The 25788-nt window shown below is 46.7% G+C and carries 20 protein-coding genes; 4 read left to right on the forward strand and 16 right to left on the reverse strand.

What is annotated here, in order from left to right; genetic code table 11:
* Window positions 1-19: 19 nt before the first annotated feature.
* A complete protein-coding gene (locus tag NST38_RS29970) occupies window positions 20-1156 on the reverse strand; it encodes a response regulator (protein WP_076252080.1) in 1137 nt (378 codons plus the stop codon).
* 177 nt (window positions 1157-1333) lie between these two features.
* On the opposite strand from NST38_RS29970, the gene NST38_RS29975 reads away from it, so the two are divergent.
* Window positions 1334-4423, forward strand: a complete 3090-nt coding sequence (locus tag NST38_RS29975; protein WP_076252235.1) for a hybrid sensor histidine kinase/response regulator — start codon at window positions 1334-1336, stop codon at window positions 4421-4423.
* Window positions 4424-4656: 233 nt separating this feature from the next.
* Here NST38_RS29975 and NST38_RS29980 read toward each other — a convergent pair whose 3' ends face one another.
* The 6 genes from NST38_RS29980 to nikA all read right to left on the reverse strand — a co-directional run bounded on the left by NST38_RS29980 (window position 4657) and on the right by nikA (window position 11651).
* Complete coding sequence (locus NST38_RS29980) at window positions 4657-6162, reverse strand: malate:quinone oxidoreductase (protein ID WP_076252082.1); 1506 nt, start codon at window positions 6160-6162, stop codon at window positions 4657-4659.
* 378 nt (window positions 6163-6540) lie between these two features.
* Window positions 6541-7509, reverse strand: coding sequence for an ABC transporter ATP-binding protein (locus NST38_RS29985; RefSeq protein ID WP_083684583.1), 969 nt, complete (start codon window positions 7507-7509; stop codon window positions 6541-6543).
* Entirely contained in the window at window positions 7506-8306 is an 801-nt protein-coding gene (locus NST38_RS29990) for an ABC transporter ATP-binding protein (protein WP_036671813.1), read from the reverse strand. Before NST38_RS29990 ends, NST38_RS29985 begins: the two co-directional genes overlap by 4 nt.
* A complete protein-coding gene (nikC, locus tag NST38_RS29995) occupies window positions 8303-9157 on the reverse strand; it encodes a nickel transporter permease (protein WP_083684586.1) in 855 nt (284 codons plus the stop codon). The genes NST38_RS29990 and nikC overlap by 4 nt, the downstream gene beginning before the upstream one ends.
* The gene (nikB, locus tag NST38_RS30000; protein ID WP_076252084.1) at window positions 9154-10101 is read right to left on the reverse strand and encodes a nickel ABC transporter permease; all 948 of its coding nucleotides are present in this window, start codon (window positions 10099-10101) and stop codon (window positions 9154-9156) included. The genes nikC and nikB overlap by 4 nt, the downstream gene beginning before the upstream one ends.
* Window positions 10101-11651, reverse strand: coding sequence for a nickel ABC transporter substrate-binding protein (gene nikA / locus NST38_RS30005; protein WP_083684588.1), 1551 nt, complete (start codon window positions 11649-11651; stop codon window positions 10101-10103). The genes nikB and nikA overlap by 1 nt, the downstream gene beginning before the upstream one ends.
* 370 nt (window positions 11652-12021) lie before the next feature.
* Between nikA and NST38_RS30010 the strand changes: the two genes are divergently transcribed.
* Window positions 12022-12447, forward strand: coding sequence for a hypothetical protein (locus NST38_RS30010; RefSeq protein WP_076252086.1), 426 nt, complete (start codon window positions 12022-12024; stop codon window positions 12445-12447).
* A gap of 96 nt (window positions 12448-12543) precedes the next feature.
* Here NST38_RS30010 and NST38_RS30015 read toward each other — a convergent pair whose 3' ends face one another.
* The 3 genes from NST38_RS30015 to NST38_RS30025 form a co-directional block, all read right to left on the reverse strand.
* Complete coding sequence (locus NST38_RS30015; protein WP_076252088.1) at window positions 12544-13089, reverse strand: hypothetical protein; 546 nt, start codon at window positions 13087-13089, stop codon at window positions 12544-12546.
* 12 nt (window positions 13090-13101) lie between these two features.
* The gene (locus tag NST38_RS30020; RefSeq protein WP_076252090.1) at window positions 13102-14244 is read right to left on the reverse strand and encodes a WXG100 family type VII secretion target; all 1143 of its coding nucleotides are present in this window, start codon (window positions 14242-14244) and stop codon (window positions 13102-13104) included.
* 184 nt (window positions 14245-14428) lie between these two features.
* On the reverse strand, window positions 14429-15232 hold the full coding sequence (locus tag NST38_RS30025) for a DNA-binding protein (RefSeq protein WP_083684591.1): 804 nt from the start codon (window positions 15230-15232) through the stop codon (window positions 14429-14431).
* Between the two features lie 164 nt (window positions 15233-15396).
* Here NST38_RS30025 and NST38_RS30030 point away from each other — a divergent pair, with 164 nt between their 5' ends.
* Entirely contained in the window at window positions 15397-15744 is a 348-nt protein-coding gene (locus NST38_RS30030) for a helix-turn-helix domain-containing protein (protein ID WP_076252091.1), read from the forward strand.
* Between the two features lie 75 nt (window positions 15745-15819).
* Here NST38_RS30030 and NST38_RS30035 read toward each other — a convergent pair whose 3' ends face one another.
* The 5 genes from NST38_RS30035 to NST38_RS30055 form a co-directional block, all read right to left on the reverse strand.
* Window positions 15820-17514: a histidine kinase N-terminal 7TM domain-containing diguanylate cyclase gene (locus tag NST38_RS30035; protein WP_076252093.1), complete on the reverse strand. Its 1695-nt coding sequence runs from the start codon at window positions 17512-17514 to the stop codon at window positions 15820-15822.
* Window positions 17515-17849: 335 nt separating this feature from the next.
* Entirely contained in the window at window positions 17850-18620 is a 771-nt protein-coding gene (locus tag NST38_RS30040; protein WP_076252095.1) for an AAC(3) family N-acetyltransferase, read from the reverse strand.
* Between the two features lie 160 nt (window positions 18621-18780).
* Entirely contained in the window at window positions 18781-20205 is a 1425-nt protein-coding gene (gene araA / locus NST38_RS30045; RefSeq protein WP_076252097.1) for an L-arabinose isomerase, read from the reverse strand.
* 275 nt (window positions 20206-20480) lie between these two features.
* The gene (locus tag NST38_RS30050; protein ID WP_047840995.1) at window positions 20481-21176 is read right to left on the reverse strand and encodes an L-ribulose-5-phosphate 4-epimerase; all 696 of its coding nucleotides are present in this window, start codon (window positions 21174-21176) and stop codon (window positions 20481-20483) included.
* Window positions 21177-21351: 175 nt separating this feature from the next.
* A complete protein-coding gene (locus NST38_RS30055; RefSeq protein ID WP_076252098.1) occupies window positions 21352-22977 on the reverse strand; it encodes a xylulokinase in 1626 nt (541 codons plus the stop codon).
* Window positions 22978-23418: 441 nt separating this feature from the next.
* Here NST38_RS30055 and NST38_RS30060 point away from each other — a divergent pair, with 441 nt between their 5' ends.
* Entirely contained in the window at window positions 23419-24510 is a 1092-nt protein-coding gene (locus tag NST38_RS30060; protein WP_076252245.1) for a GntR family transcriptional regulator, read from the forward strand.
* Between the two features lie 156 nt (window positions 24511-24666).
* On the opposite strand, the gene NST38_RS30065 is transcribed toward NST38_RS30060, so the two are convergent.
* On the reverse strand, window positions 24667-25431 hold the full coding sequence (locus NST38_RS30065) for a leucine-rich repeat domain-containing protein (RefSeq protein ID WP_076252100.1): 765 nt from the start codon (window positions 25429-25431) through the stop codon (window positions 24667-24669).
* Window positions 25432-25788 lie beyond the last annotated feature (357 nt).

Here is a 25788-nt window from a genome sequence, read left to right on the forward strand (position 1 = left end):
CAAGGCTGTATATTTCCAATTAACTATTCGAATTTTTCCATTGTTGGTACCATAACTCAACTTCCAGGCCAGGACGTATACCTGCCTCTTGTTCTAAAGCGATAACCAACTGATTATATTGAGCGACCACAGGATCTTTATTACCCAATCGATCGTAGGTCTTCATTAAGGCCAGTCCGACTTCCTCCAATGATGGCTCGAATTGCTGTACCCGGTAATATAACGTGAGTGCTTCCGTATTCTGTCCTAGATCAATGTAATATTGTGCAAGTTGCATGGCATGGTTTCGCCATAGTGCATGCAAGCGCTGACGCTCCAGCTCAGCCCATACGTAATCGTCCTCACCATAATATTTGCCTTCATATTGATCTGAGGTCTGTCGATGTTCAGCTATTGTAGACGAAGATAATAGAGGCAATCGGTTAAGACGGCTCTCCCATTCTTCCGCGTCAATCCTGAATTCACCCGTTTCCAATAGATAACCAAACTGTTGATAGCGAATGGACATCTTATCCTCACCCATGAGTTCGTTCATCATGCTGCGTAAGCGATGGATCCCACTGTGCAGATTGGATATACCTCTCCGCTCATCCAACTCTGGCCACAACAATTCAAGTAGTGTATCACGCTTAATCGGTTTGTTCCGATGGTGGAGCAAATAAGCAAATAACTCTCTAATCTTGGTTGTTCTGAATTTCATATGTTTTGGCGGCTCATTGGGGTGCACTTGGACTTGGAGCATCCCCAGACAACGGATCAACATGGATGGCCCTTCTGCTACATTCAGACTTGCTGACACCGTTCGGCGTTGATACATCTTCATCGTTTTTTCCAAACGGTCACGCGTTACAGGCTTCATAATATAATCCAGCACTTCAAGCCCATAGGCCGTCAGTGCATGTTCGTTATATGCGGTTGTGAAAATAACTTCTGTTCCAGGAGAAACCTCATGGATACGTTCAGTCGCCTCGATCCCGTTCATCCCCGGCATTTGAACGTCCATGAAGACGATTTCCGGCAGATGAATTTCGATCTGATCTATGGCTTCCTGTGCCGTCACAAAAGAGCCGATAACTTCGCAATCCTCTCTCTCTTGCAACAGTTTGTTCAACCTGCTCAGAGCGAGATATTCATCATCTACCAAAATCACTCTCATATGCACAACTCCTCTGGCTCACTGATCACCCTTTAATCTATAATTTTACCATAAATTCTGACGTGGGACCGCTATCATTTAAATATAGAATCTATGTTCCGGTATTCAAAAAAATGTTCATCTTTGGCAGAGGGCATGCAGGAATTTGAAGTAAACTGTCGAAAACTAAAGTCTGCCATGAAACCAATAACCTATAAAAAGATACCCCGATATGTAGTGCTGTCGATTCTATTCCTGACTATTTTGCTTGGCTTTCGCTGGATATGGTCCGAGATTTTCACTATACCCGCACATCCTGAACCCATTGAAGGCTTGTTAGACCTTCGAGGCTGGGACCTCGCCAACACTTCACCCATATCCCTGGATGGAGAATGGGAGTTTTATCCCCAGACGTTAATCTCTAATCGTGACGCGAAAATAGCGGATAACCCATCCACACCGATTCAAGTTCCCGGTGACTGGCGTGATGCATTACCACAATCCTCATCGTCGTTTGGATATGGGACATACCATCTTCGCATACTTTTAGATCCATCTGTGGAGGAAGTCTCTCTCTGGGCTCAGAAAATCCAGACATCATCGATTATCGAGATGAACGGGACCATTGTTGCCGAATTCGGCCAACCTGCCACTCATGCCGAAGCCTATCGACCAGAAAGGACTGCATTTACAACTTCCTATGTGCTTGACGGTTCTACCGAACTTAATCTTTTGGTGCAGACAGCCAATTTTGACGATCCTTATAGCGGAGGGATCACACGCTCTCTCTATTTTGGTTCTCCAGAAGCCATTGGAAGTGAACGAGGACTATCCATTGACTTGCAAAAGATTACATTCGCTATACTGCTTTTGCACAGCCTATACGCTTTTGTCATGTTTCTGTTTATCCGGAAGGAACGAGCTCTGCTGACGTTCTCGATGCTAACACTAGTAGCTGCCCTAACGGTCGCTTCCGACCATGACAATCTGTTATTAAGTTGGATTCCACTCAACTTCACTTGGATCGTTAAGGCCAAAGCGTTGTCCTATCCGTTGTTCGCATTCTTTCTTTTACAAATGGCTAAAAGTTTCTCCCATAGTCTACAATGGCGTAAACTGTTCCGCATCTATGCCAGCGTGCTTGGCGTTTACTGTTTATTTTTGCTAGTCGCACCAGTGACCCTGATCTATCATGTACTTGAGATTGGGCTTTCTGATTTCCTCTATCTGTTTGCCATCGGCTGGTCTGTGTACCTATTCTTCCGAATGGCAGCCGAGAAACGAAGCGACGCAAGCTTTTTGCTCTTTGCGGCTACTAGCAGCCTATCAAGCGTGTTATGGGGAATTGTGAACTCACATAGCGAAATTACCAACGTGTATTATCCGATCGATGTGATTGCGGCCATGTTTGGCTTCTCCGCCTATTGGTTCAGAAAATACTTCCGCAATTCAAGTGAGATCGAGAAGTTGTACGAACAGCTCAAAGAGGAGGATCGCCAGAAGGATCAGTTTCTTGTGAATACGGCTCATGAATTGCGTACACCGCTGCACGGGATCATCAATATCGCCGAGAGCATCGCGGTTCGTGAACGTCGTAAATCAGGTGGGCAGCAGGCAGAAGACATGAAGCTGTTAGTTACCATCGGCCGACGCATGTCCCAACTGGTGGATGACCTCCTTGATGTCATTCGTTTGAAGGAAAAACGTATTACGCTTCAGAAGAAACCTTTATCTCTTGCATCTGTCATTCCAGGCGTGATCGGTATGTTCCGATTCATGGCAGAGGGCAAGCCCATCCATATGCAGGTGGATATTCCTGAATCACTGCCGTTGATTCAGGCCGATGAGAGAAGACTTGTTCAGGTGCTCTACAACCTGTTGCATAATGCACTCAAATTTACCGATGAGGGTACAATTACCGTGTCCGTTCGGGAACATGGAGAGTACGTCTTGATTCAAGTTTCAGATACAGGTGTTGGTATGAGTGAGGAGATACAACAGCGAATATTCGAGGCCTATGAACAGGGGACCCCAGAGGCTCGTTTAAGCGGAGGAATCGGCCTCGGTCTCAATATCAGCAGGCAGCTCACAGAACTCCATGGCGGCCAACTCACCGTGCAATCCGTACCTGGGCAAGGATCGACCTTCCAGATCTCACTTCCACGGGAAGACACCGCATCGCTATCGGACCAGACTGAGCAGCAATGGGACGCTCACAGCTTCGATGAAATTGCGATTGCAGAGCCGCAGCAGCAGACCGTCTCTCAAGATAAGACTGCTGCAAGAATTCTTGCCGTCGATGATGATCCTGTAAACCTGCGAGTACTGATCTCCATGCTGGCGAATGAACCGTATCATATTCAACCCGCGGCCTCGGCGCTTGAGGCACTTGAATTATTGGATAAGGAGCCTTGGGACTTACTGATTGCCGATGTCATGATGCCTCATATGTCCGGTTATGAACTGACCGAGAACGTACGCAAGCGTTATTCGGTATCCGAGCTTCCCATCCTGTTGCTGACGGCCCGTAACGAGCCAGCGGATGTATACGCCGGATTCATGGCCGGTGCTACAGACTATGTCACCAAGCCCGTGGATGCCGTTGAATTAAGACATCGCATCGGGTCTCTGATCGTACTGAAACAATCCATTGATGAGCGACTGCGCATGGAGGCTGCTTACTTACAAGCACAGATTCAGCCCCATTTTCTTTTCAATACGCTCAATTCAATCATGGTTCTTAGTGAGATGGACACGGAGCGAATGCAGAAACTGGGCGATGCTTTTATCGAGTACCTTCAGACCAGCTTTCATTTTGTCAATTCGGAGAAAATGGTTGAGGTCACTCATGAGTTGGATCTATCCCGCGCCTATCTCTACATTGAGAAGGAACGATTCATGAATCGGTTGAACGTCATCTGGGATATCCCTGATGACCTTGATCTATCCCTGCCGCCACTCACCATTCAACCGCTCATTGAGAATGCTGTTCGACATGGTATTCTCAGCAAAGTGGAGGGTGGAACCGTGCATATCCGAATCATCAACCAAACAGCGTCCACCTTGATTGAAATCGAGGATGACGGTGTGGGGATGCAGCCCGAGCAGATCGAACGGGCACTGGCGTGGCCCAAGAAAGGTCCAGGCGGAACTGGAGGCATTGGATTAACCAATACACATCGCCGGTTGACCCAGATGTACGGACAAGGTTTGACCATCGTCAGCTCGCCGGGCCAAGGTACGAAAGTTTCCTTTGTCATCCCTTTGGACCGCAGCATGAGAGCCTGAGCGATAAGATCGTTCTATGACTCTACAGCAGCATATTGTACGATCCATATCCGTATGCTTTGTGTAAGGTCTACGGGGAACGCGAGGATAGCGGACATGTTCAAGCCCAGGCTCGAGTTCAAGTTCAGGTTCTGACATACCAAATAAACCAAAAGAGAGCTAAGCACGGGTTTCGACCCGGCTTAGCTCTCTTTTCTATGACTTCATTATGATCTAACACGATAAACTAAACGTTATACGTGCAGGACATGTTTTTCATCCGATAATCCCAGCGCCTTGGCTGTTGAAGAATGAACCTCTTTGAGGAGATCCAGATTCTCCACAAGGGATATGCCGTAAGAAGGAATCATTTCCTTGATCTTTGGCTCCCATGCCTCCATATGCTGCGGGAAGCACCGCTGAAGAATCTCAAGCATGACCTGAACTGCCGTGGATGCACCCGGTGATGCACCTAGCAGAGCCGCAATCGTTCCATCTGCAGACGTGACCACTTCCGTACCAAATTGGAGCGTACCCTTGCCACCCTGGACGGTATCCTTGATCACCTGCACACGCTGCCCCGCCAGAACCATATCCCAATCCTCGCTCTTCGCACCCGGAACAAAGTCACGCAATTCTGCCATACGTTGTTCTTTGGATAACATTAGTTGTTGGATCAGATATTTGGTCAAAGAAATTTCTTTGACACCTGCTGCGAGCATCGTAAGCAGATTATGCATCTTAACCGACGTGATTAAATCAGCATTGGAACCCGTCTTCAGGAACTTCGGCGAGAACCCGGCAAACGGTCCGAATAACAGCGACTTCTTATTGTCGATAAATCGAGTATCCAGATGCGGAACCGACATCGGCGGAGCTCCTACCGAAGCTTTGCCATATACTTTGGCGTGATGCTGTTCCACGACTTTTTGATTTTTGCACACCATAAAGATCCCACTGACCGGGAATCCGCCGATATGTTTACCTTCCGGAATGCCCGTCTTCTGGAGCAAATGCAGACTTCCGCCGCCCGCGCCAATAAAGACGAATTTTGCCTTGTGGCGTTCGACTGCACCACTCTTCAGGTTTTTCACGGATAATTCCCATTGTCCATCGCTGGTGCGTTTCATATTCTTCACGCTATGTTGGTAGTGGACGCCCACTTGTTGTTCCTTCAAATGTTTGATCAGCATACGCGTTAAAGCACCAAAGTTAACGTCCGTACCGGAGTCAATTTTGGTCGCTGCAACAGGTTCATTACTGGTACGATCTTTCATCATCAGCGGCATCCATTTCGCCAGCTCTTTCTTGTCATCCGAGAATTCCATGCCTGCGAACAACGGGTGATTCGACAAGGAGTCATAACGTCTTTTCAAAAACTGGACATTGCTCTCTCCATGTACATAACTCAAATGAGGAATCGGCATAATGAAGTCCCGCGGATTACGAATCAGACGGCTATTGACGAGATAGGACCAAAATTGCTTTGAGATCTGAAATTGTTCATTCACTTTAATCGCTTTGCTAATATCTACGGTTCCGTCTGGTCGTTCAACGGTATAGTTAAGTTCGCACAATGCAGCATGCCCGGTTCCGGCATTATTCCATTCGTTGGAGCTTTCCTCTCCTGCAGTGGCTAGCTTTTCGAAAACCTTAATATTCCAGTCTGGTGCCAATTCTTTTAGCAAAGTTCCCAAAGTTGCACTCATAATTCCGGCACCAATCAAGATAACATCTGTACTCGTTTGTCCCTGGCTCATGTCTACCGTCCTTATATCCTATATTTGCCAAAAGGATGTAAGCGTTATCGATTTGGCATTTGCAGCAAGCCCATTCTTGAACGGGATCGCACCTTCTCTGAATGATTATAACCTTGATCTAGTGTATCAATAATATAGAGCAATTTAAATATGCAATTTCAAGATATTTGCTATTCCATCAGTATACGCTAGTTTACATCGGAACGTTAGCCCGGTTATAGGCCTGAAAGATATATTTGTTCAAAACAAAGAAAGGAACCCGGATTTAGGGGGACTTGGGTGATCAAATGGATGCACTAAAAGCCGCTCTCGAATCTCTTCGTAAGGCGGCTTCATATATAAATCAACGATTACAACCCCCGGCGTTTCCGGGAGTACTCAGAAAATTGAAATTAACTCTTTCGTGTACGGATGGCGTTCTTCAGCGAACAACGCATCTGCACCAAAACGGTCAACGATCTGACCTTCCCGCATAACGATGATACGCTGGCTCATGCGATGTACAGCAGCCAGATCATGCGAGATGAACACGTATGAAAGACCAAGCGACGTCCGGAGATCGGTGAGCAACTGCAAAACTGCTCCTTGCGAGATCACGTCCAGGCTGGCCGTCGGTTCATCCAGAACGACAACGTCCGGTTCAATGCCAATAGCACGTGCAATCGTGACGCGCTGACGCTGTCCACCACTTAGCTCATGGGGGTAACGTCCAGCCAAATCGCTAGGAAGCTCCACCGCTTCAAGCAGCTTTTGGACGTAAGCCTCCTTCGACGTATAGGTAAAGTGGGACAGCTCGGCGTTCCGTCCAAGCTGTTCGTACGGATCGATGAGCGAATCGGCAATCTTGAGCTTTGGATTCAGTGCAGCCATCGGGTTCTGGAAAACAATCTGAATCTTCCGGCGATGAGGCCGCAACCGTCGGCCGCTCAGCCGCGCAATATCCTGTCCACCCAGTGTAATCGAGCCTGTATCTGCATCTTCAATCCGTAGCAGACAGCGGGCGAGCGTACTCTTGCCGCACCCGCTCTCGCCAACCAGGCCAAGGCATTCGCCGTGGTTCAGGGTGAAGGAAATATCGTTCACAGCCGGTCGGTCTGCACCCGCGTACGTTCGGCTTAGATGTTCCACGTGAAGCACAGGATTGCCAGGGGTGCTGAGTGATGAAGCATTGTCTGAACCGGTGGTATCTATATCCGCATCTGTAACTGCATGATCTGTTTCTGTAGTATTTATGACTGTATTGTCTGTGTCTGCATGGTTTAAATCTCTAGCAAAATCGTGGCTTCGCACACCAGATTCTTCGGACTGCACGAGTCCACGGCGTTCATCATCTCCGGTTGTCTTCATTCGGTTCCTGCCTCCTTCAATCCCGACTTCAGTGAGCGACTCAAAACCGGAGCCGCATCAATCAGCTGGCGCGTATATTCATGCTGGGGATGGTCAAGAATGCGATGTTTCCCGCCAGATTCGACGATCTGGCCTTCCTTCATCACAGCCAAGCGGTTGGCATAGCGACGTACATGGCGCCAATCATGCGTGATAAACAGAATGGCACATCCCGTCTCCGCTTGTTTGCGTGCCAGCAGTTCCAACACGCGATGCCCAGACACACTGTCCAGTGCCGTTGTTGCTTCGTCAGCAATTAGCAGACGAGGAGACAGCATCAGCGATGTGGCGATTGATGCCCGCTGAAGCTGTCCACCGCTCAACTGGAACGGATAGCGGCGCAGCAATTCAGCGCCAAGGCCAACCGATTCCAGCGCTTCCTCCGCTCGTTTCTTGCGGATGGCAGAAGACTTTTCTCCATGTACCTTCTGGTATTCATCAAAGTGCCCACCAATGCTGCGAAAGGGCGTAAATGCTCCCTGATAGTCTTGAAAAATATATGAGATGCGGCTTCCCCGCAGGGCGCGCATCTCCTTTGGCTTCCGTTCGAGCAGGTTGCTACCTTCGAACATGACTCGCCCCGACGCATGCAGGTTGGGCGGCAGCAGACGACCAATTGCTTGCGAGAGCAAGCTTTTGCCACTACCACTCTGTCCAACCAATGCCATGAACTCACCTTCGCGAACAGCCAGAGAGACTTGATCTACAATCGTACGATCCCGACTGGAGATGCTCAGTTCTTCAATGGAGAGAATCATGGCTGCACCTCTTTCTTCACGTCAAACCGGTCTCTTAGATAGTCACCCAGCATGTTGGCGAGCAGCACTACCGAGACAATGGCAAGACCCGGATAGATCATCAGCTCCGGCCGAGACTGGAAGTACGGCCGTGAGTCGTTCAGCATCGCACCCCATTCAGGTGTTGGCGGCTGTGCGCCAAGGCCAATGTAAGACAATGATGAGATGAGTAGAATGATTTTACCCAGATCAAGACTGGCCAGCACGAGCACATGACCTGCGATATGTGGCAGCAGATGTTTTCTCATGATACGACCGTCAGACAATCCGTTGGTCCGGGCGATGCGAATGTAATCCTTTTGGGACTCCGATAAAACTGTACTCCGAACGAGACGGGCGTAGCTGACCCACTTTACGATCACAATCGCCAATACCAGATTACCGATTCCCGCGCCAAGCAAGCCACTTAGCACAATCGCCACGATGGTATCAGGGAAAGCGAGAAAAGCATCAGCGATGCGCATGAACAGCTTATCGACCCAGCCACGTTTGTATCCTGCTATCAGTCCAAAAGGAATACCGATCAGCAGTGCAGCACCGAGTGCCAGCAAGCTATAACCAAGCGTTTGGCCGCCGCCAAGCAGCAGACGTGTCAGTACATCGCGGCCCAGATGGTCGGTGCCGAACGGATGGAGAGCACTTGCACCCTGCAATCGTCCGCGCAGATCGGTTAATGTATGATCATGTTTCAGAACTAAAAAGGCATATAAGGAGGCCGCGATGACCAGCAGGGCAAATAGCAAACCAACGATCGCCTGCCAGTTATGTTTTTTAGATTTTGTAGGTGGAATGGGCAGGGGTATGGTTTTCATCGGTGGGCCTCCTTTTCCTTCAGTTTCATTTCGGGATTCAAATAACGGTACGACAGATCAACCGCCGTATTCACGAGAAATACCACGATAGCCATGATCAGAATGTAACCCTGAATCAGTGGATAATCACGCTGGCGGATGGCATCAACGACAAGCTTGCCAATACCCGGATAAGCGAACAACACTTCAATTACAACAACTCCGCCAATCAGGCTACCGAGACTGACGCCGAATACTGTAATGACAGGCGGCAGACTGTGCCGGAAGGCGTGAAGCATGAAGATCCGGCCTTCGGATAACCCTCTTGCCCTGGCGGACCGAACGAACTCCTGGCTAAGAGAATCCAATAGGCTGGAACGCAAAAGACGCACATAAACGCTGGAGATGGCAAGTCCCAGCGTCAGAGATGGCAGAATAAGTGATGTGAATCCATCCCGGCCCATGGTCGGCAGATTGCCAAAGCGTACGCCGAACATGTCGATTAGGATCAGACCCAGCCAGAAGCTTGGCAACGCCGCACCCACAATGGAGAGCATCCGGCTGCCCCGGTCAATCCAACTGCCACGATGGAGTGCTGACAGCGAGCCGAGCGGTATCGCTATGACGAGCATGACCAGTAGAGCGCCAATCGTCAGTTCAGCCGTAGCAGGTAGCGCACGCATCAGGGTCTGCATAACTGGCTGGCCTGTTGAATACGATACACCGAAGTCGAGACGAACGAAATCGAGCAACCAGTTGCCAAACTGGACAGGAAGCGAATCATTGAAGCCCATTTCCTCGCGTACAGCTTCGACCTGCTCCTGACTAACGGACAGTTCGTCCACATTCAGGATCGTCAGCACGGGATCACCCGGAGCCAGACGAATGAACAGGAAACTCACAAACATAATGAACAACAGAAAGATAAATACCTCAAGGAACTTCCGAAGCAAAATGCGAAACATTACATCACATCCAGCTTATTGGTAATCATGTAATATTCACTGCGAGTGGTAACCCAGTTCTTGATCTTCTTGCCGTTGTAGGCAACGATCGTACCTGGATGCAGCACGAATGAATTCAGTACGTTATCATGCACATAGTTGGCTGCCTTCTCGGCAAGCTCTGCGCGCTTCTCCGGTGCAACTGTGAGATTCAGTTCGTCGATGATCTTGGTCAGCTCTGGATCTTCCGATCCGCTGAAATTAAGGGCACCCTTCGGATGGTATGTTGCATTCAGGTAATAACCAGCATCTCCACGAGGGGCCGTCAAATTACTGTACGTTGCAATATCCCAGTCGCGATTAGACGCCATATAATCTTCTGGCGTGTCAATCTGACGAATCTGCACGTCGATACCGATCTTCTTCGCATCAGACTGGAACACTTGAGCGATCAGCGGAAGATCGGCACGGGCTGAATATGTCAGCAGCGTCAGCTGCAATGGTTTGCCATCCTTGGTCATCACGCCGTTTTGCTGCGTGTACCCTGCTTCGCCAAGATATTTTACAGCGACATCAGCTCCGGATTCCGTTGCTGTATCCGTATAGGTTGGTGCGAATGGCAGCGATGGCAGGAACGGTCCGATGGCTGCTTCGCCATATCCTAGCAGGATCGTGTCGACGATACCCTGACGGTCAATCAGCGCGTCCAGTGCACGACGAACATTAAGGTCCTTCATAATCTCCCGCTGCATGTTCATCGTTAGCTGATGCACGCGGAACGTCGACGTGGACTCAACCTTCATGCCGTCCAGCGCTTTGAGCGATTCGAGGCTTTCGACTTCTGGACGGTATACGATATCTACCTGCCCAGATTTGAGCGCTAGTGTGCGGGCATTGGCATCTTCATTGAATGAGAACGTGATGGAATCCAGAGGCGATGCTCCGTCCCAATATTCATCATAGCGATCCAGTTGCAGCTTGCTGCCTGGGGTAAAAGAGGTCAGTTTGAACGGGCCCGTACCAATCGGCTTGTTCACAATGTCCGGCTCACTCACGTCGATAATCGCCGTGTTGGGGTTCACCAGTTCTGAAGCGAACTCCGGGAACGGCTGAGTTGTGGTAATCTCCAGCTTGTCGCCCTCGGCTTCAATCGTATCGATCTTAAGCGCGTTCTGGATAGCTACATTCTCCTCAAGCGCCCGCTCAAGGGATGCCTTGACGGATTCACCCGTCATTGGCTTGCCGTTCTGGAATGTCACATCATCTCGCAGGTCGATCGTCCAATGCTGCCCATCTTCGCTCTCCCAGCTCTCGGCGAGCCATGGAGCAACCGTCAAGTTCTCTTCATCGAGACGAACCAGCGTTTCCGTAATGCCCGCGCGCAGCGGCACATAGCTGGAATCCACATGTGGATCTAGCGAACTCGTGGAGAAGTTATATAGGAAATGAACATTTTTATTATCGGTGGATGGTTGCGCAGCGGGACTGGACTCAGATGATCCGCAGGCGCTCAACAGTCCAGCGCTCAAGGCCAAGGAGACCAGCGCTAGCAGTGGCGTCTTTTTATTCAAGGTAATGCCCCTCTCTCTTAATCGTAATCATTATGATCTAAACAATGAGTATTATCATATCGTAATGATTACGTTTTGACAAGAGTTATATTGGTGTTGGAACGAGAAAGAATCCGACTCTCGGATGAGAGCGGATTCTTCATGTTTTTTGTTACATATGAGGGCTTTATTAGTGGGCATTTCTTTTGCGATCCGGAATTGTTTACAGGTAGAACCATCCAAAAATTTCTAGAAGAGTTAAACCCAGTTTCGTAGTCTTCCAGCAAATGTGACCAGTAACCTCGATGTACTTTAAGGATTAAACAAAATTGAGTTTATGCGGAACATTTCAAATACAAAATTCGTTTAGCGTTTAAAGAGGGGGAGTACGATGAGAAGATATTCACTTATCGCCTTAATGTTTGCTACAGTTATGGTCCTGATTCTTAGCGGCTGCCAAAGTTCTAATCAGCCCGATCAAGTCGAAGTAAATAAAGTCCAGAAGGAATTACACACCTTTTATCCTGGCGATATTACACAGGTTGACTCTATTGAAATGATGACTGGTGGTGATGGTACTAAAAAAACAACTACAGATCAAGTGCTGATTCAGGAATGGATTGAAAAGGTACGCGATTTAGAAATTGTAATTTATCCAGATCAAGAAGATGCTACAGGGGTATTGTTCCATGTAACAATGTTTGAGCAGGGAGAAGAAGTGCTGTATATGACACCTACCGATATGAATCATCAGCGAATGCAGCCACAGTTGGAATTGGCTGACCGAATGTCGGAACTTTATGATGCCATAGAATAAGAGTGTTCTTATATCCTGTATTCAAAGTGACTACATGCTTAAAAGTTCGATTTGAAATTATCCTTCGTAATCCACATTTTCAGCAAAGTAGGTTCTCTATGAGTTCAGTCGCTTTACATCGGTTAACTTTTCCTGAAGTATTTGAATACTCGTACTCTGCAGTATGTCAGGATTCAATTCAGTAACAAAATCCAGAAACTGATGCGCATTTTTCATAATTTCATCTGTAAAGGAAGCCGAACTTACAATAACATCCTTCCAAGTTGAGTATCTAAATTCCTCAAGTGGTTCAGTAATAAATAAGTCCAGAATAACTTCCCGATCAATATCTTCTACTAAACTAACTTGTAGTTCCACTCCCTGCTGTTTAAACTCCAGCCACAAATTAGCGCTATCAGGAATTCGATAAGCAACATATTGATGTATTCTAATCTTCTGGACTATAGTCAGTAAGTCCACAAACCATCTAATAAGTCTTTCATTACCAAACGGACAATCGTCAAAGAACATACCGTACTTACTTCCGTTAAAGTCCAATTCAATAATTCCCTCGATATCTTGTTTCGTTAGATCAAACTGCTTTGCAGACATTTGTTTAATTTCATCAAAGTTATCAATTGCTTTATATGAAATAGTGAACATATTTGAACACCCCTAATCTATTAAATCACTAATTTTATATATATGCGTACCATAAACGGAATCAACATTATCATTTCTAATGAAAACTTTAATCTGTTCATCAAATACAGTAACAGTATGCAATCCATCCTTTATTCCCTGTTGTTTCAACTGATTAACGGCCTCTGCAGACGCATCAGTTATTTTATTATCAGACCACTCTTTATTAAAGAAAGACTTTCTACTTAGCATTTCATTGATTTGTTCATCGGACATTTTCTTTTGGAGATATGGAAGTTGTTGCTTCGTACTATTAACAGAATGTCTATTAATAACATGGTCAATCAAATTTTGGCTCAACTGAGCTCTCTGCTCTGTGGCTTTTGGAGTTGCCTCTAGTGCATTTTTTTCTATACTCCTATTCTTCGCCTTCGCAGCCTCAATATGCTGCTTAATCTTCGCCACAGCAGGATTAGAAGCTGGCAATCGATGAGGCCCTTTACCGCCCGGCATACTCCCACGAACCATCTGAATCGCCATGAATATCTGACTAAACTTCAGAGAGGTCACCATCATCTGAGCATACTTATCGGATACAGGCTCTCCTGTCGTAGGATGAATCCCCATCTCAAACGCCTTGATCTGTAATGCAAAAATATCTTCCCCAGGCGGTTCAACGTTCACAGCTTGCATGCGATTAAAGTCTAGATTTCCCTGATCCCTCTGATAAGCCTGAAGAGCAGCCTGATCCGCAACACCATTCTCGTTGACCGGCATCCATACCAATTTACCAAACATATTGACTTGTGCCATCCGATAGCCCTTATCACCCGAATTTGAATCACCTGATGATTTGGTCATCATAGCTGCAGCACCAACTGCTCCAAACGCACCACCGAGACTTACCTTCTGAGCATCTGCATCTTGGAAACGCGTGGCGATATCCTTCAATTCCTTCGATGTATTCACCATACTCTCCAGCGCTTTATCCAGTATAGGACGTGACTGCTCGAACTCATAGTAAAATCGCTCCTGCGTCGCGCCCATCCACATCATCTGAACGAACATGATCTGTCTCGTCAGATCATTTCTTATGCTCTCAAACTGTTGTCTGGCCTGATCCACCTGATTCGATACGTGATGTAGTTGTTCAGGGGTAACTTTGATTGTACTCATACGTTTCTCCGCTCATTTGAAATAGGATTATCCTATGTTAGCAGAAGTGTAATATCTAAACTATCCGGCTAACATCCTGATTTCACCATGATAAAACACAAGCTGTGCTCCTCATCGGTGCTATGGTCCTATATGCATATACCCACTTCAAGGCATATCCTACCAGTTTCAGTAAATACCCTTCCTACTTCATCCCCTCCAACATGACCCGATACCGCCCGATCTGCTCCGCTGTCGCCTCTTCCCGCAATGATTCCAACAATGCCGTGCACCTTATAAAATACCGATCCATCCCTAGCTTATTCGCTAACCAGATTGCCTGTAAAATGAACTCCATGGCCTCCTGTGGTCTTCCCATCCAATGTTCGTACAGAGCCCGCTGATAACAGTAATGGTACATATTATCGTTGTTTGAAGAACCATCGTCTTTGCCAATACCCTGCATCTGATCCTCGAACACATGTAAAAGCCGATCAATCTGCCACCTATGCCGCACTGCTGCCTCAGTAATCACCTTCAGACCTGCCAACCCTTCCTCCGGATGCTCAAGCAAAAAGTTCACAAACTCCTCCAGCAGTTGCACCTGCCCGGCTTCAATCTCAAGAGCATATCGATTCACCAGTGCCTTATGTCTGAACTCCTGTACCACCAGCATACCTACCTCATCCAGATCCTCCAACCATCCCAGTTCTGCATATTGATCGATACATGCCCTCGCCTGATCTACCTGTCCCATCTTCTGGTGAGCCATACCCCGCATCAAATGGCTGAACCCGTAATAGTAGACCAAGGGCCGCTCGATGTTTATATGTGGTGCAGGCACTCCCTTTGACCGATACTCCTGCCGCTCTTCATGGATAGACTGCACACATTGATATAACATGTCCGCCCTCTCCATCACCTTGTTCCAATTTTCAAAAGCCACAGCCATCTCCAACATTTCAACAATGATGTCAGGTTTGAGTGATTTTAGGATAGATTTCCGCAAAGATAATCCTCCTTAATTATCGATTTTCTTATAATTGTATAGATAAACCAAAAGAAGATCAATATAAATTGTACTTATAAGTACTGTTTAATAATTATTTCCTTTGCACATATTAGTCTGTAAGGATTCTATAACCTCTTCTAACCTTAAGTGGAGGTGATCAAATGAGTTTACCAGAGGACGTAGGAAATCGAATACGTGAGTTAAGGAAAGCAAAAGGCTGGACTCAGGAACAACTGGCGGAAGCAGCAGGTCTTCATTACAGCTATATTGGTGGAGTTGAACGGGGAGATCGTAACATTTCTTTGGAGACTCTTGAGAAAATAATCAATGGATTGCAGGTCACTGCTGAAGAAATCTTTAAATTCAAAGAAGACTCTGAGTACAAAAGAGCCTTGGATGAACATATAACTTTAATAAGCGGCAAAAGTACAGATACAATCATATCATTGACCAAAATTAGCAAAGAATTTTTAAATGCTATCGAAAAATCACATAAAAATTCCGAATAAATATCTCTACATCAAAATCATACGCTAACACCAAAAAGAGTGGAGTACGTCTCCACTCTTATCTTATTTCTCTTTTCAAATAACTTCCCGCTCAAACTCAGCAAACTCCACTCTGTTCCGCCCATTCTGCTTCGCCTGATACAACGCCTTATCCACCGCAGCGAACAGTTGAGTCAAATACCCCTCCGGATTGTCCGGCACATGCACAACTTCAAAATCCTCAAAGGATAGAATCCCAATACTAATCGTAATCGACACCTGCATAATCTCGTGATCGACCATGATGTGGTTGGACTCCACAGCTGTTCTTACGCGCTCCGCGATCTGGTTCGCCAGATCATGCTCCGTGTGCGGAAGGTAGATCATGAACTCTTCCCCGCCATAGCGCGTCAGGATATCGGTGCTGCGAATCGATTGTTTGACGGCCTCCGCCGTGCGAACGAGCACTTCATCCCCGATGACATGTCCATAGCGATCATTGATGGCTTTGAAGTAGTCGATATCGAGCAGCAGGAGTGAAAATGGTGTTTTGTATTGAATATTGGTGATGACTTCGTGATTCAGATGTTGGGTCAGATAACGACGGTTGTAACAGTTGGTTAAACTGTCCGTCAGGGCGAGTTCCTCCAGTTTGCGATTGGCCTCGGATAACTCCTGACGGATCAGGTCTAGCGCCTGATTTCGCTCCTGAAGCGTTACGTTCTGGCGATTCATCTCTTTCACGTAGAAACGCTCCTGCGAGACATCCTGGAACGTGAGAATATGACCGATCGGCACAAGAGCCGAATCCACAATCGGAGACGATTGCAGGATATAGTGCCGGATATTGTTGTCCCGCTCCACGATCACTTCAATGTGAGAGAGGGTATTTTCTTTTTTCTTATAATGATTGACGAACTCCCGGCAGCTGCCCACGACATGAACAGACTCCAGAAAAGCTTCCATATCAAAAGAATCCCCCACATGCAGATCCATAAAGGATCGTGAGGCTTTGTTCGCTTCAACAATGACTTCATTCTCATCCAGTACCAGGATGCCATATGGAATGGTATTGATTACATCCTCATGGGCGATGGAGACCAGATCGAACACATTGTATCTTTTGATCACATAGACGAAGAACAGGTCCGATAGAAAGATCCCCAGCGAAGTCATGCCAGGAATGATCGGCAACCACCGGGCTAGAACGACATTCAGAATCGCATCAATCGTTGCAAAGACAGCCAAGACCAGGATGCCCCACAGGGTGATTCTCACCTGTTTTTTGATCATGGCAGACGTGTGCGAAGAATACACCGCCCGGAATAGAACCACGAGAGAAGTCAAGAAATAGCTCACCAGAATAGTCATCACAACCCAGAACCAAAGGCCGTAATCCCGCTCGATGTACCCGCCCTCCAGTGGAATGACGAATTCGTTCCATGGATTTGCGACCACACCTATAGCCCCGATCACCGCAGGGACAAATAGCAAGAAGGTTCCTTTTGCACTCAGACGCTCTGAATAACCGGTAATAAAGATCGTCAGTAGAAGCCACCCGCTCCCAAGCAAGGAGACCGCAACGAAAGATAAGGTAACGTAGAACAATTGCAGACCGGAATCATCCGTGAGCGTACTCGCAAATTGACAGAAAGGCCAGAGCATCATCAACCCGTGAAATAAAAAGTACACTTTATGTAAGTTCGTAATTCTAACTGTAGCAAACACATATACACCTACACCAAACAAAAGGACAAATAAAAAGAGATCATACCATACTAAAGGGTTCACGAATCTTCTCCTTCTTAGATGCTACAATGACAACGTGGTTGTTCATGATTCTATGTGATACTTATATAAAACTTCAATAAACACCTATACAATTCTGCTACGCCAAACTTATTGGTTAATTTAACCATATCTTATCACACCGCCATAAGGGTGAGTAGCCCATACACTGGAAGTCCGACCAACCTCTGATCGAAATGCTGATCTATTTCTGATTATTTATGAATGCTTTTGAAGGTTTAGAGTACAAACAGGAGAGGAGATCATCTGCTAGGGAGATATTCAGATATCATCAAGTGATCGATATTGAGCCATCCGGCTATCGGACGGCCCTTGTATCATTCGGTTACTGCATTTAGAGGGAGGTTGTCCGTGAATAGATCGGGGTTATCCTTCAGCATCTCCGTAATTACCTCTGCTGTCTTAGCCGCATCACACACTCTTACGACCGCATCACCGAGCTTTCCTGTACGCATCGCACCTTCGCGAACCAATACCTCATCTACTTTCCAGAAATGCTCCGACCATGGCAACCCACAATGTCTGCGGGATGGTACTGAAATCTGGCTTCCATCTGGTAAAACCGTATAAAGCATCTCATGCTCGTCCGTCATTCTGCCAGGGATGTCCACCCACTCTTCGACCCCGTGGATAAATGTATTCCGCTTCAAGTCAACGCCTACTAACAAGATCGTCGCTTTCCGATCAAGCAGTTTCCCCCATGCTGATCCTCTCGCACACGGTGTATCGAAGAGATGATCGTCCTTCGTAAATGCCTCTGCGTCCCGTCCCAGTGCTGCTACTGAGTGCGTCGGGTGCCACGAACGAACTACGCCCGGACGTTTACGAAAAAGTTCAGGCAGAATACCCACGCAACAGGTAGAATTTTCCACGTGGAACACTGGGTTATCCGCATTAATGGTAGACCACGTATGAGTGGGAAGCACCAACAATCCCTCTTTCATATAGTCGCTAAAGGCATCCAACACCGTGTCTGCTCCACCTTCAACCTCGCCTATACTTTTCATGGAAGAGTGAATGAGCACCGTGCCTTGCCTATCCACACCAAGCTGCTTTAGTTGCTGCATCAAGCTATCTTTTGTATACATGTCCTTCCTCCTTCATTTCTTATCCCTTTTCGATGAAAAAGCAAATCCTTGCTCAGCTTCACATCATGCTTCTCAGCATAACAAACAAATGGCCGAGGGTTAACCCCCGGCCGCAGAGAAAGAATTTGTATGAGTTCAGGCAGTAGCTGCCAATCCACTTTTACTTAATAATAACGTACTCCAGATTCACTAGCTTCGCATACGTCACGATCTGATCTGTAGTCAGGTTCAAGGATACAACCGTATGGTGACCACCACCATTTTCGATCCATGCCTTCACTCCATCTTGGAAGTTCGGCTTCACGCTCCACAGAACACGTGCTACTGGCAGATTAGGTGCTGGAACGGTTGGTTCAAAAGCAGATACTTCGTTGATCAGCAGTTTGTAATGTGTACCGAAGTCTGCCATGGATACCACGACACCTTCGCCTGCTTTACCATCGAATACAAGACGTGCCGGATCTTCACGATCGCCAATGCCCAGTGGGGACACGATAATTCTCGGTTTCGTGCTGGAAAGTGTCGGATCTACTTCAAGCATGTGAGATTGAAGAATCGCTTCCTGTCCAGCAGCCATCTCGTATGTGTAATCTTCCATGAAGCCCGTGTTCTCGTTATGGGCCATGATTTTCAGCAAGCGATCCAGCGCAGCTGTTTTCCAGTCACCCTCACCGGCAAATCCGTACCCTTGAGCCATCAGGCGTTGTACAGCCAGACCCGGAAGCTGTTTCATGCCATGCAGATCTTCGAAGTTTGTAGTGAAGGCACTGTAACCACCTTCGTCCAGGAAACGTTTGATCGCAATTTCATAACTCGCTTGCACACGTACACTGGCTTCCCAAGCTTCCTTGCTGTTCGTGCCGTAATCGAATTCGTAGAGTTCTCCATACTGAGCGATCAAATCATCGATTTCCTGCTCTGTTACAGCGTTCACGTATTGAACGAGGTCGCCAATGCCGAAGTAATCAACGGTCCATCCGAATTGGATCTGTGCTTCAACTTTATCACCTTCGGTTACGCCCACGTTGCGCATGTTGTCACCGAAGCGCGCTACTTTGATGTTAAAGCTTTCATTATAAGCTACCGCTACGTCCATCCAGTCAGCAACCTGTTGTTGCACTTCTGGGCGCTCCCAGTAGCCAACAACGATTTTATTTTGTTTTCTCAGACGGGCATTAATGAAGCCATATTCACGGTCACCGTGTGCCGCTTGGTTCAAGTTCATGAAGTCCATATCGATGGTTGCCCATGGAATGCTTTCATTGAATTGCGTTGCCAAGTGCAGCAAAGGTTTTTGCAGCAATTTTGTACCACGAATCCACATTTTCGCCGGGGAAAATGTATGCATCCACGTGATCACACCTGCTACTTCGTCGCGATAATTGACTTCCTTCATCGTACTCGTGATTTTATCTGCACTTACCGCCAGATCCTGCAATACGAGCGGGTACGGCAGTACGCCGCTTGCATTAAGCGCATCCGTGATTTTCTGTGCGTTGGCTTTTACTTCGCCCAGTGCTTCTTCTCCGTACAAGTGCTGTGAACCGACCACAAACCAGAACTCTTTTGCTGCTGTTGCTGACATATAATCATCCTCATTTCATTATTTTATAGTTGAACATTTGGGTTTACACTAGAACACTGCGATTGCAGTACCATCTTCCGATCGCTGGTTATCCCCAGATTTCTTTGATCAATTTTAATAAGGATGATATCCGGTTATAAAGGCGAACGCTTCGCTTCTACAGATAGGTACTGCACTCTCCGTTATCGTGTAAAAGTTTGATACAACTTCATTGGTAGTAGTAACAAACAACCTATTCGCTTGAATTATTATCAACCGATCGCTATATAACCTAATTACTTCTGTCCGTAATACGCGTCTTTTCCGTGTTTTCGCAGATAGTGTTTATCCAAAATGCCTTGTGGCAGTTCCTTCGCGAAGTTATTCAATTGCCGCGCGTACAGGTTCATTTTGCACACTTCCTCCAGCACGACACTGTTCACCACCGCAGACTTGGCATCTTTCCCCCACGTAAACGGTGCGTGCCCATGGAGCAACACAGCCGGAACCGCCATAACATCAATCCCACGCTGTTCAAACGTTTCAATAATGACGCGTCCTGTCTCCGCTTCGTATCCACGATCAACCTCGTCCTGATTCAGGAAACGTGCACAAGGTACCGCTCCATAGAACGTGTCCGCATGCGTCGTTCCCATTACAGGTACGTCCAGTCCGGCTTGCGCCCAGATAGTCGCCCACGTAGAGTGTGTGTGCACGATGCCGCCAATCTCCGAGTAATGCTTATATAGTACGGCATGTGTTGCGGTGTCCGAGGAAGGTCTCATCTCACCCTCCACTACGTTACCGTCCAGATCAACTACAACCATGTCGCTTGCTTTCATCACATCGTAGCTAACGCCACTTGGTTTGATGACGAACAGACCGCTTTCCCGATCAATTGCGCTGACGTTACCCCATGTGAATTTCACAAGTCCGTGCTTTGGCAGTTCCAGATTCGCCTGGAATACCTCTTCTTTCAGTTGTTCTAACATGTTATTCCCTCCCGTTCTCTAATAGTGCGTGTTCAAAAAGTCGGTTTTCAGTACCGAGAAGATGGGATGAAGCTAGAAATGGAGTAGCGGAGCGTAGATAGAGCTACGTGAGCAACGGACATTTCGGCTGAATTCCATATTCGATGTTGATGATGCCACTAGGCATCCTTCGTAATCAAAAGCGGTCTTTTTGAACAACCTCTACCAGATGATCTACGGCTGATTGCTCAATCGCAAGTCCACTCCGATAGCGTTCGATAAATGCTTCAAACCCTTTCACATCCGATGCAATCGGTGCCACTTCAACTCCCTCAACATCGCTAAAGACCTTCTGCTCCAGGAACACATCCAGGCTTTCCTCTTGATCCTTGTTGATCATGTACGAAGCCAGAAGCGCCATGCCCCATGCGCCGCCTTCACCAGCGGTAGACATTACCGACACCGGTACGTTCATCGCAGCAGCTACAATCCGTTGCCCGACGACAGGCGTTTTGAACAAGCCACCGTGCGCCAAAATACTATCAATGGCTACATTCTCTTCCTCCGTCAAAATGTCCATACCCAGCTTGAGTGCACCGAATGCACTGAACAGATGTGTCCGCATGAAGTTTGCCAGATTGAAGTTGCTTTCCGGGGAGCGGACGAACAATGGACGGCCTTTCTCAAGTCCCGTAATGTTCTCACCTGAGTAGTAACCATAGCTGAGCAAGCCGCCACCATCAGGGTCTGCCTCCAAAGCCTTGTTAAACAACACGCTAAACAACTTGGCGTTATCCACTTCATATCCCATTGCTTGAGAGAATTCACGGAACAGTCCAACCCATGCGTTGATATCACTGGAACAGTTGTTGGCATGCACCATCCCTACTGGGCTACCATCCGGCGTGGTGACCATATCGATCTCGGGATACACTTTGGATAATTCCTTCTCCAGTACGATCATCGCAAATACGGATGTGCCGACGGAGATGTTCCCCGTACGTTTTCTCACGCTATTTGTTGCCACCATACCCGTTCCGGCATCGCCTTCTGGCGGGCAGAGCGGAATGCCTGCTTGCAGATCTTGTGAAGGGTCGAGTAACTTGGCTCCCGCTTCCGTCAATGCACCTGCGTTCTCACCCGCGAGATATACCTTGGGAAGAAGATCCTCGACTTTCCACGGATAAGCTTTGCCTGCGATCTGTTCGTCGAACTGTTGGATCATGGATGGGTGATAGTTATGTGTAGACTCGTCAATTGGGAAAATCCCTGAAGCATCGCCGATCCCAATCGCCTTATTGCCCGTCAGCAACCAGTGGATGTATCCAGCCAAAGTTGTCAGGTGATCGATCTGTGGCACATGCACCTCTTCGTTCAAAATCGCTTGATACAAGTGGGCAATGCTCCAGCGTTCCGGGATATTGAATTGCAGAAGTTCCGTTAGCTCTCTTGCAGCTGCTCCCGTCGTAGCGTTACGCCACGTGCGGAAAGGTACCAACAGTTCACCAGCGCTATTCAAAGCGATATATCCGTGCATCATGGCCGAGAATCCGATAGACCCGACCGTGCGCAGCGTAATACCGTATTTCTGTTCCACATCTTGCTTCATCTCACGATAAGCCGTTTGCAGACCTGTGATGATATCCTCCTGGTTGTACGTCCAATATCCATCTTTCAGGAGGTTCTCCCATTCATAACTGCCTGACGCGATGGTCTCAAAACGCTCGTCAATCAACACCGCCTTAATCCGCGTTGATCCAAATTCAATACCGAGCGAAGTAGCGCCCTTGGTAATGGCTTCTTTCAAGTCCAGTTGACTCATAATCACGTGTATCCCCTCTCCGGTCGCGATTTCACATCCCAAAGGATGCATATATAAGGTGAAGCTTCTACTTATGACAATAGCTAATAATGAATTTTGTATAAGAGGTGGTTCAAAAAGTCTGTGTTTTCAAAGAATGCGCTTTCCTTTTCTGACAGCCTTAGTATATTTTTTGTACGTACATTTGTCAATAATATATAATAGTTATACTTACAAAGGACACATAATGTGCTCATTTTGACCATTCAAAGGTCTTATATGGCTATAAAAAGGCTATGCTGTAAGGTACACCTCCATCCAAAAAGGCTGGATATGTACGGTTTATTTTGAAAAATGTTCGGTTTTATTTTCATCCTATCTGAATCATGCTAAAATATGTACGTACAACTATTTGAACAACAACGTTGATATAGATGAGTAACGATGAAAGAAGTGGACTACGTGAAGCCAAAATATCAGGTCATCATTGATGATATAAAGAGTCATATCCTTTCGGGGACATATAGCATAGGCGAACAGATCCCAACCGAGTTGGCATTACAGGAAAGCTACACCGTAAGTCGCCAGACCGTGCGGAAGGCTATTTTGGAGTTATCGAACGAAGGATTTTTACGAAGCGAAAAAGGGTCAGGAACCTACGTTAGTAATCAGTATCGATCACGATCAGGTGGCAATACGTCTAAGAAAACGATTGGTGTGATCACGACATACATCTCGGATTATATCTTTCCGTCCATTATCCGCGGTATTGAGAGTCGTCTGAATGAGGACAACTACTCGTTACTGCTGGCCAGTACTAATAATGATGTAGCACAGGAGAAAAAAGCCCTCGAAATGATGCTCTCCTACGGCGTGGATGGCCTGATTGTCGAACCGACCAAAAGTAATCTCTACAATCCCAACATTGCATACTACCTATCGTTCAAAGAGCAGGATGTGCCGTTTACGATGATTAATGCATTTTATGAGGAGCTGGAGGTTCCGTTCTTCTGTCTGGATGACGTGCAATCCAGCTATCTTGCCACACGGGAATTGATCTCTAAAGGCCATACCCAGATCGGCATTATTGCCAAAATGGATGATCTACAAGGCAAGTACAGAATGAAGGGGTACATCAAGGCACTGGGTGAAGCGAAGTTACGGTTCCATCCTGAGCAAGTGCTTTCCTTTGATACCGCATCGAAACCGGATTTATCCTCTAATGTAGCAACGTATCTGGACGAAAACAGGGATTCACTCACCGCGATCGTCTGTTATAACGATGAGGTAGGACTGGAGGTCGTGAACGCCTGCAGGCAACTGGGCATCTCGATCCCGGATGAGTTATCCATCATTGGTCAAGACAATTCGTACATCGCCAAGAACGCCAACATAAGGCTTACAACGCTAACCCATCCCCAAGAGCAAATGGGCCGTGATGCTGCCGACTGGGTGATCAAGAATCTGCAGGGCAAAAAGGATCTGCCAACAAACACCTACTATCAGCCGGTGCTGGTTGAGGGAGAGACGGTGAAGGAGATCGAAGTGGAATAATATTGTTGCGGGACGGCGTTAAGTTGTTACCGAGCGTTTCTGTCCAACATAATTAAAGAAGGCCGTCAGAATATCTGCGGCCTTCTTTGTTTTTGTTCAATATAATGAGGGATTAACTTCTTCTTACATATACATATACATTTTTTCTAATCGAAACTACTTCGCCTGATCCGCTTCATCGCTTACCAGACTTACAAGGACACCTTTCTTCTCCAGCTTTTTCACAACCTGCTCTGCTCGATCATTCAACGGATTGTTAACCAAATATACCTCTGTTAGATGTGGGATGGTTTCGAGCACTGAAATATCCTCAATGAGGTTATTTTCTACATATAGATACTCCAAGGTCGGATGATTTTTTAAAGGAGTCAGATCCTGAATTTTATTATCGTTCATAATGACCCATTCCAGCTTTAACTTCTGAAGAGGACTTAGATCAGTCACCTGATTACCACTGGCGAGCAGACTGGTCAGCTTATGCATATTTTTTAATGGAGCCAGGCTTTTGATTTTGTTATCGTCCATAACCAGATTTTGCAGACTAGTCAGACCTAAAAGTGGTGAGATATCTGCAATCTGATTGCCTTCAACAGCTAAGAACGTCAATTTCTTTAACTTGTTGAGCGGCTTAATATTTTTTATATTTTGACCAGGCAAAAATAAATCTGTCATATTAACGGCATGTTCAAGACCTTGCAGGTTAGAAATCTTAATTTTTAATTCCATAGCATATAGAGATTTTAATTTTTTCAAATCGGCAGCCTTTATTTCCTTCTTAGCCGACATCTTCAGATCTGCTCGAATAACTTTGGCCAAGACCGGGTCCTTAATAAGCGACGACGCAGCCAAAACGCTCGTTGCCGGTAATAATAAAAAAACCAAACAAAGTACGATCAACTTTTTGATGATTTGATTATGCATGTAGAATCTCCTTACATTATTTAATAATACAAATATACCATGATCTGGAATGTAATACATGGATATTATTTTCATCCTAATTTAATAGACCCCCTCCTGCTCTCATCCTATAACTGTTCCGTTAAGAACGGATAATGGACTACTTCATCAAGGAATGTAACCCTCTGTGCTTCATACCGGAAAACTTGTGGCTGAGGGTAAGCCCGCAGAGGTGATAACCGCCCCACAGGTTAAAGACATTTTCGGATTGGAATGTACGGTCATAGAAGACCCCGTTTCGGGATCACCGATGGTGGTGCCTAAAGGACGATATCATGCGAGATAGACAAATAGCGGCAGTCGCGACAAAGATCCCTT

This window comes from Paenibacillus sp. FSL H8-0104 (genome assembly GCF_038050215.1).
In the GTDB taxonomy this organism is placed as follows: Bacteria; Bacillota; Bacilli; order Paenibacillales; family Paenibacillaceae; genus Paenibacillus; species Paenibacillus amylolyticus.

Coding starts and splice junctions, on each gene's coding strand:
- NST38_RS30055 (WP_076252098.1), bottom strand. CDS start 22,977: ATGAGTCAACTGGACTTGAAAGAAGCCATTACCAAGGGCGCTACTTCG.
- NST38_RS29970 (WP_076252080.1), bottom strand. CDS start 1,156: ATGAGAGTGATTTTGGTAGATGATGAATATCTCGCTCTGAGCAGGTTG.
- NST38_RS30065 (WP_076252100.1), bottom strand. CDS start 25,431: ATGCATAATCAAATCATCAAAAAGTTGATCGTACTTTGTTTGGTTTTT.
- nikC (WP_083684586.1), bottom strand. CDS start 9,157: ATGAAAACCATACCCCTGCCCATTCCACCTACAAAATCTAAAAAACAT.
- NST38_RS29990 (WP_036671813.1), bottom strand. CDS start 8,306: ATGATTCTCTCCATTGAAGAACTGAGCATCTCCAGTCGGGATCGTACG.
- araA (WP_076252097.1), bottom strand. CDS start 20,205: ATGTCAGCAACAGCAGCAAAAGAGTTCTGGTTTGTGGTCGGTTCACAG.
- NST38_RS29980 (WP_076252082.1), bottom strand. CDS start 6,162: ATGAGCCAGGGACAAACGAGTACAGATGTTATCTTGATTGGTGCCGGA.
- NST38_RS30020 (WP_076252090.1), bottom strand. CDS start 14,244: ATGAGTACAATCAAAGTTACCCCTGAACAACTACATCACGTATCGAAT.
- NST38_RS30030 (WP_076252091.1), top strand. CDS start 15,397: ATGAGTTTACCAGAGGACGTAGGAAATCGAATACGTGAGTTAAGGAAA.
- nikB (WP_076252084.1), bottom strand. CDS start 10,101: ATGTTTCGCATTTTGCTTCGGAAGTTCCTTGAGGTATTTATCTTTCTG.
- NST38_RS30015 (WP_076252088.1), bottom strand. CDS start 13,089: ATGTTCACTATTTCATATAAAGCAATTGATAACTTTGATGAAATTAAA.
- NST38_RS29985 (WP_083684583.1), bottom strand. CDS start 7,509: ATGAAGACAACCGGAGATGATGAACGCCGTGGACTCGTGCAGTCCGAA.
- NST38_RS29975 (WP_076252235.1), top strand. CDS start 1,334: ATGAAACCAATAACCTATAAAAAGATACCCCGATATGTAGTGCTGTCG.
- NST38_RS30050 (WP_047840995.1), bottom strand. CDS start 21,176: ATGTTAGAACAACTGAAAGAAGAGGTATTCCAGGCGAATCTGGAACTG.
- NST38_RS30040 (WP_076252095.1), bottom strand. CDS start 18,620: ATGTATACAAAAGATAGCTTGATGCAGCAACTAAAGCAGCTTGGTGTG.
- NST38_RS30010 (WP_076252086.1), top strand. CDS start 12,022: ATGAGAAGATATTCACTTATCGCCTTAATGTTTGCTACAGTTATGGTC.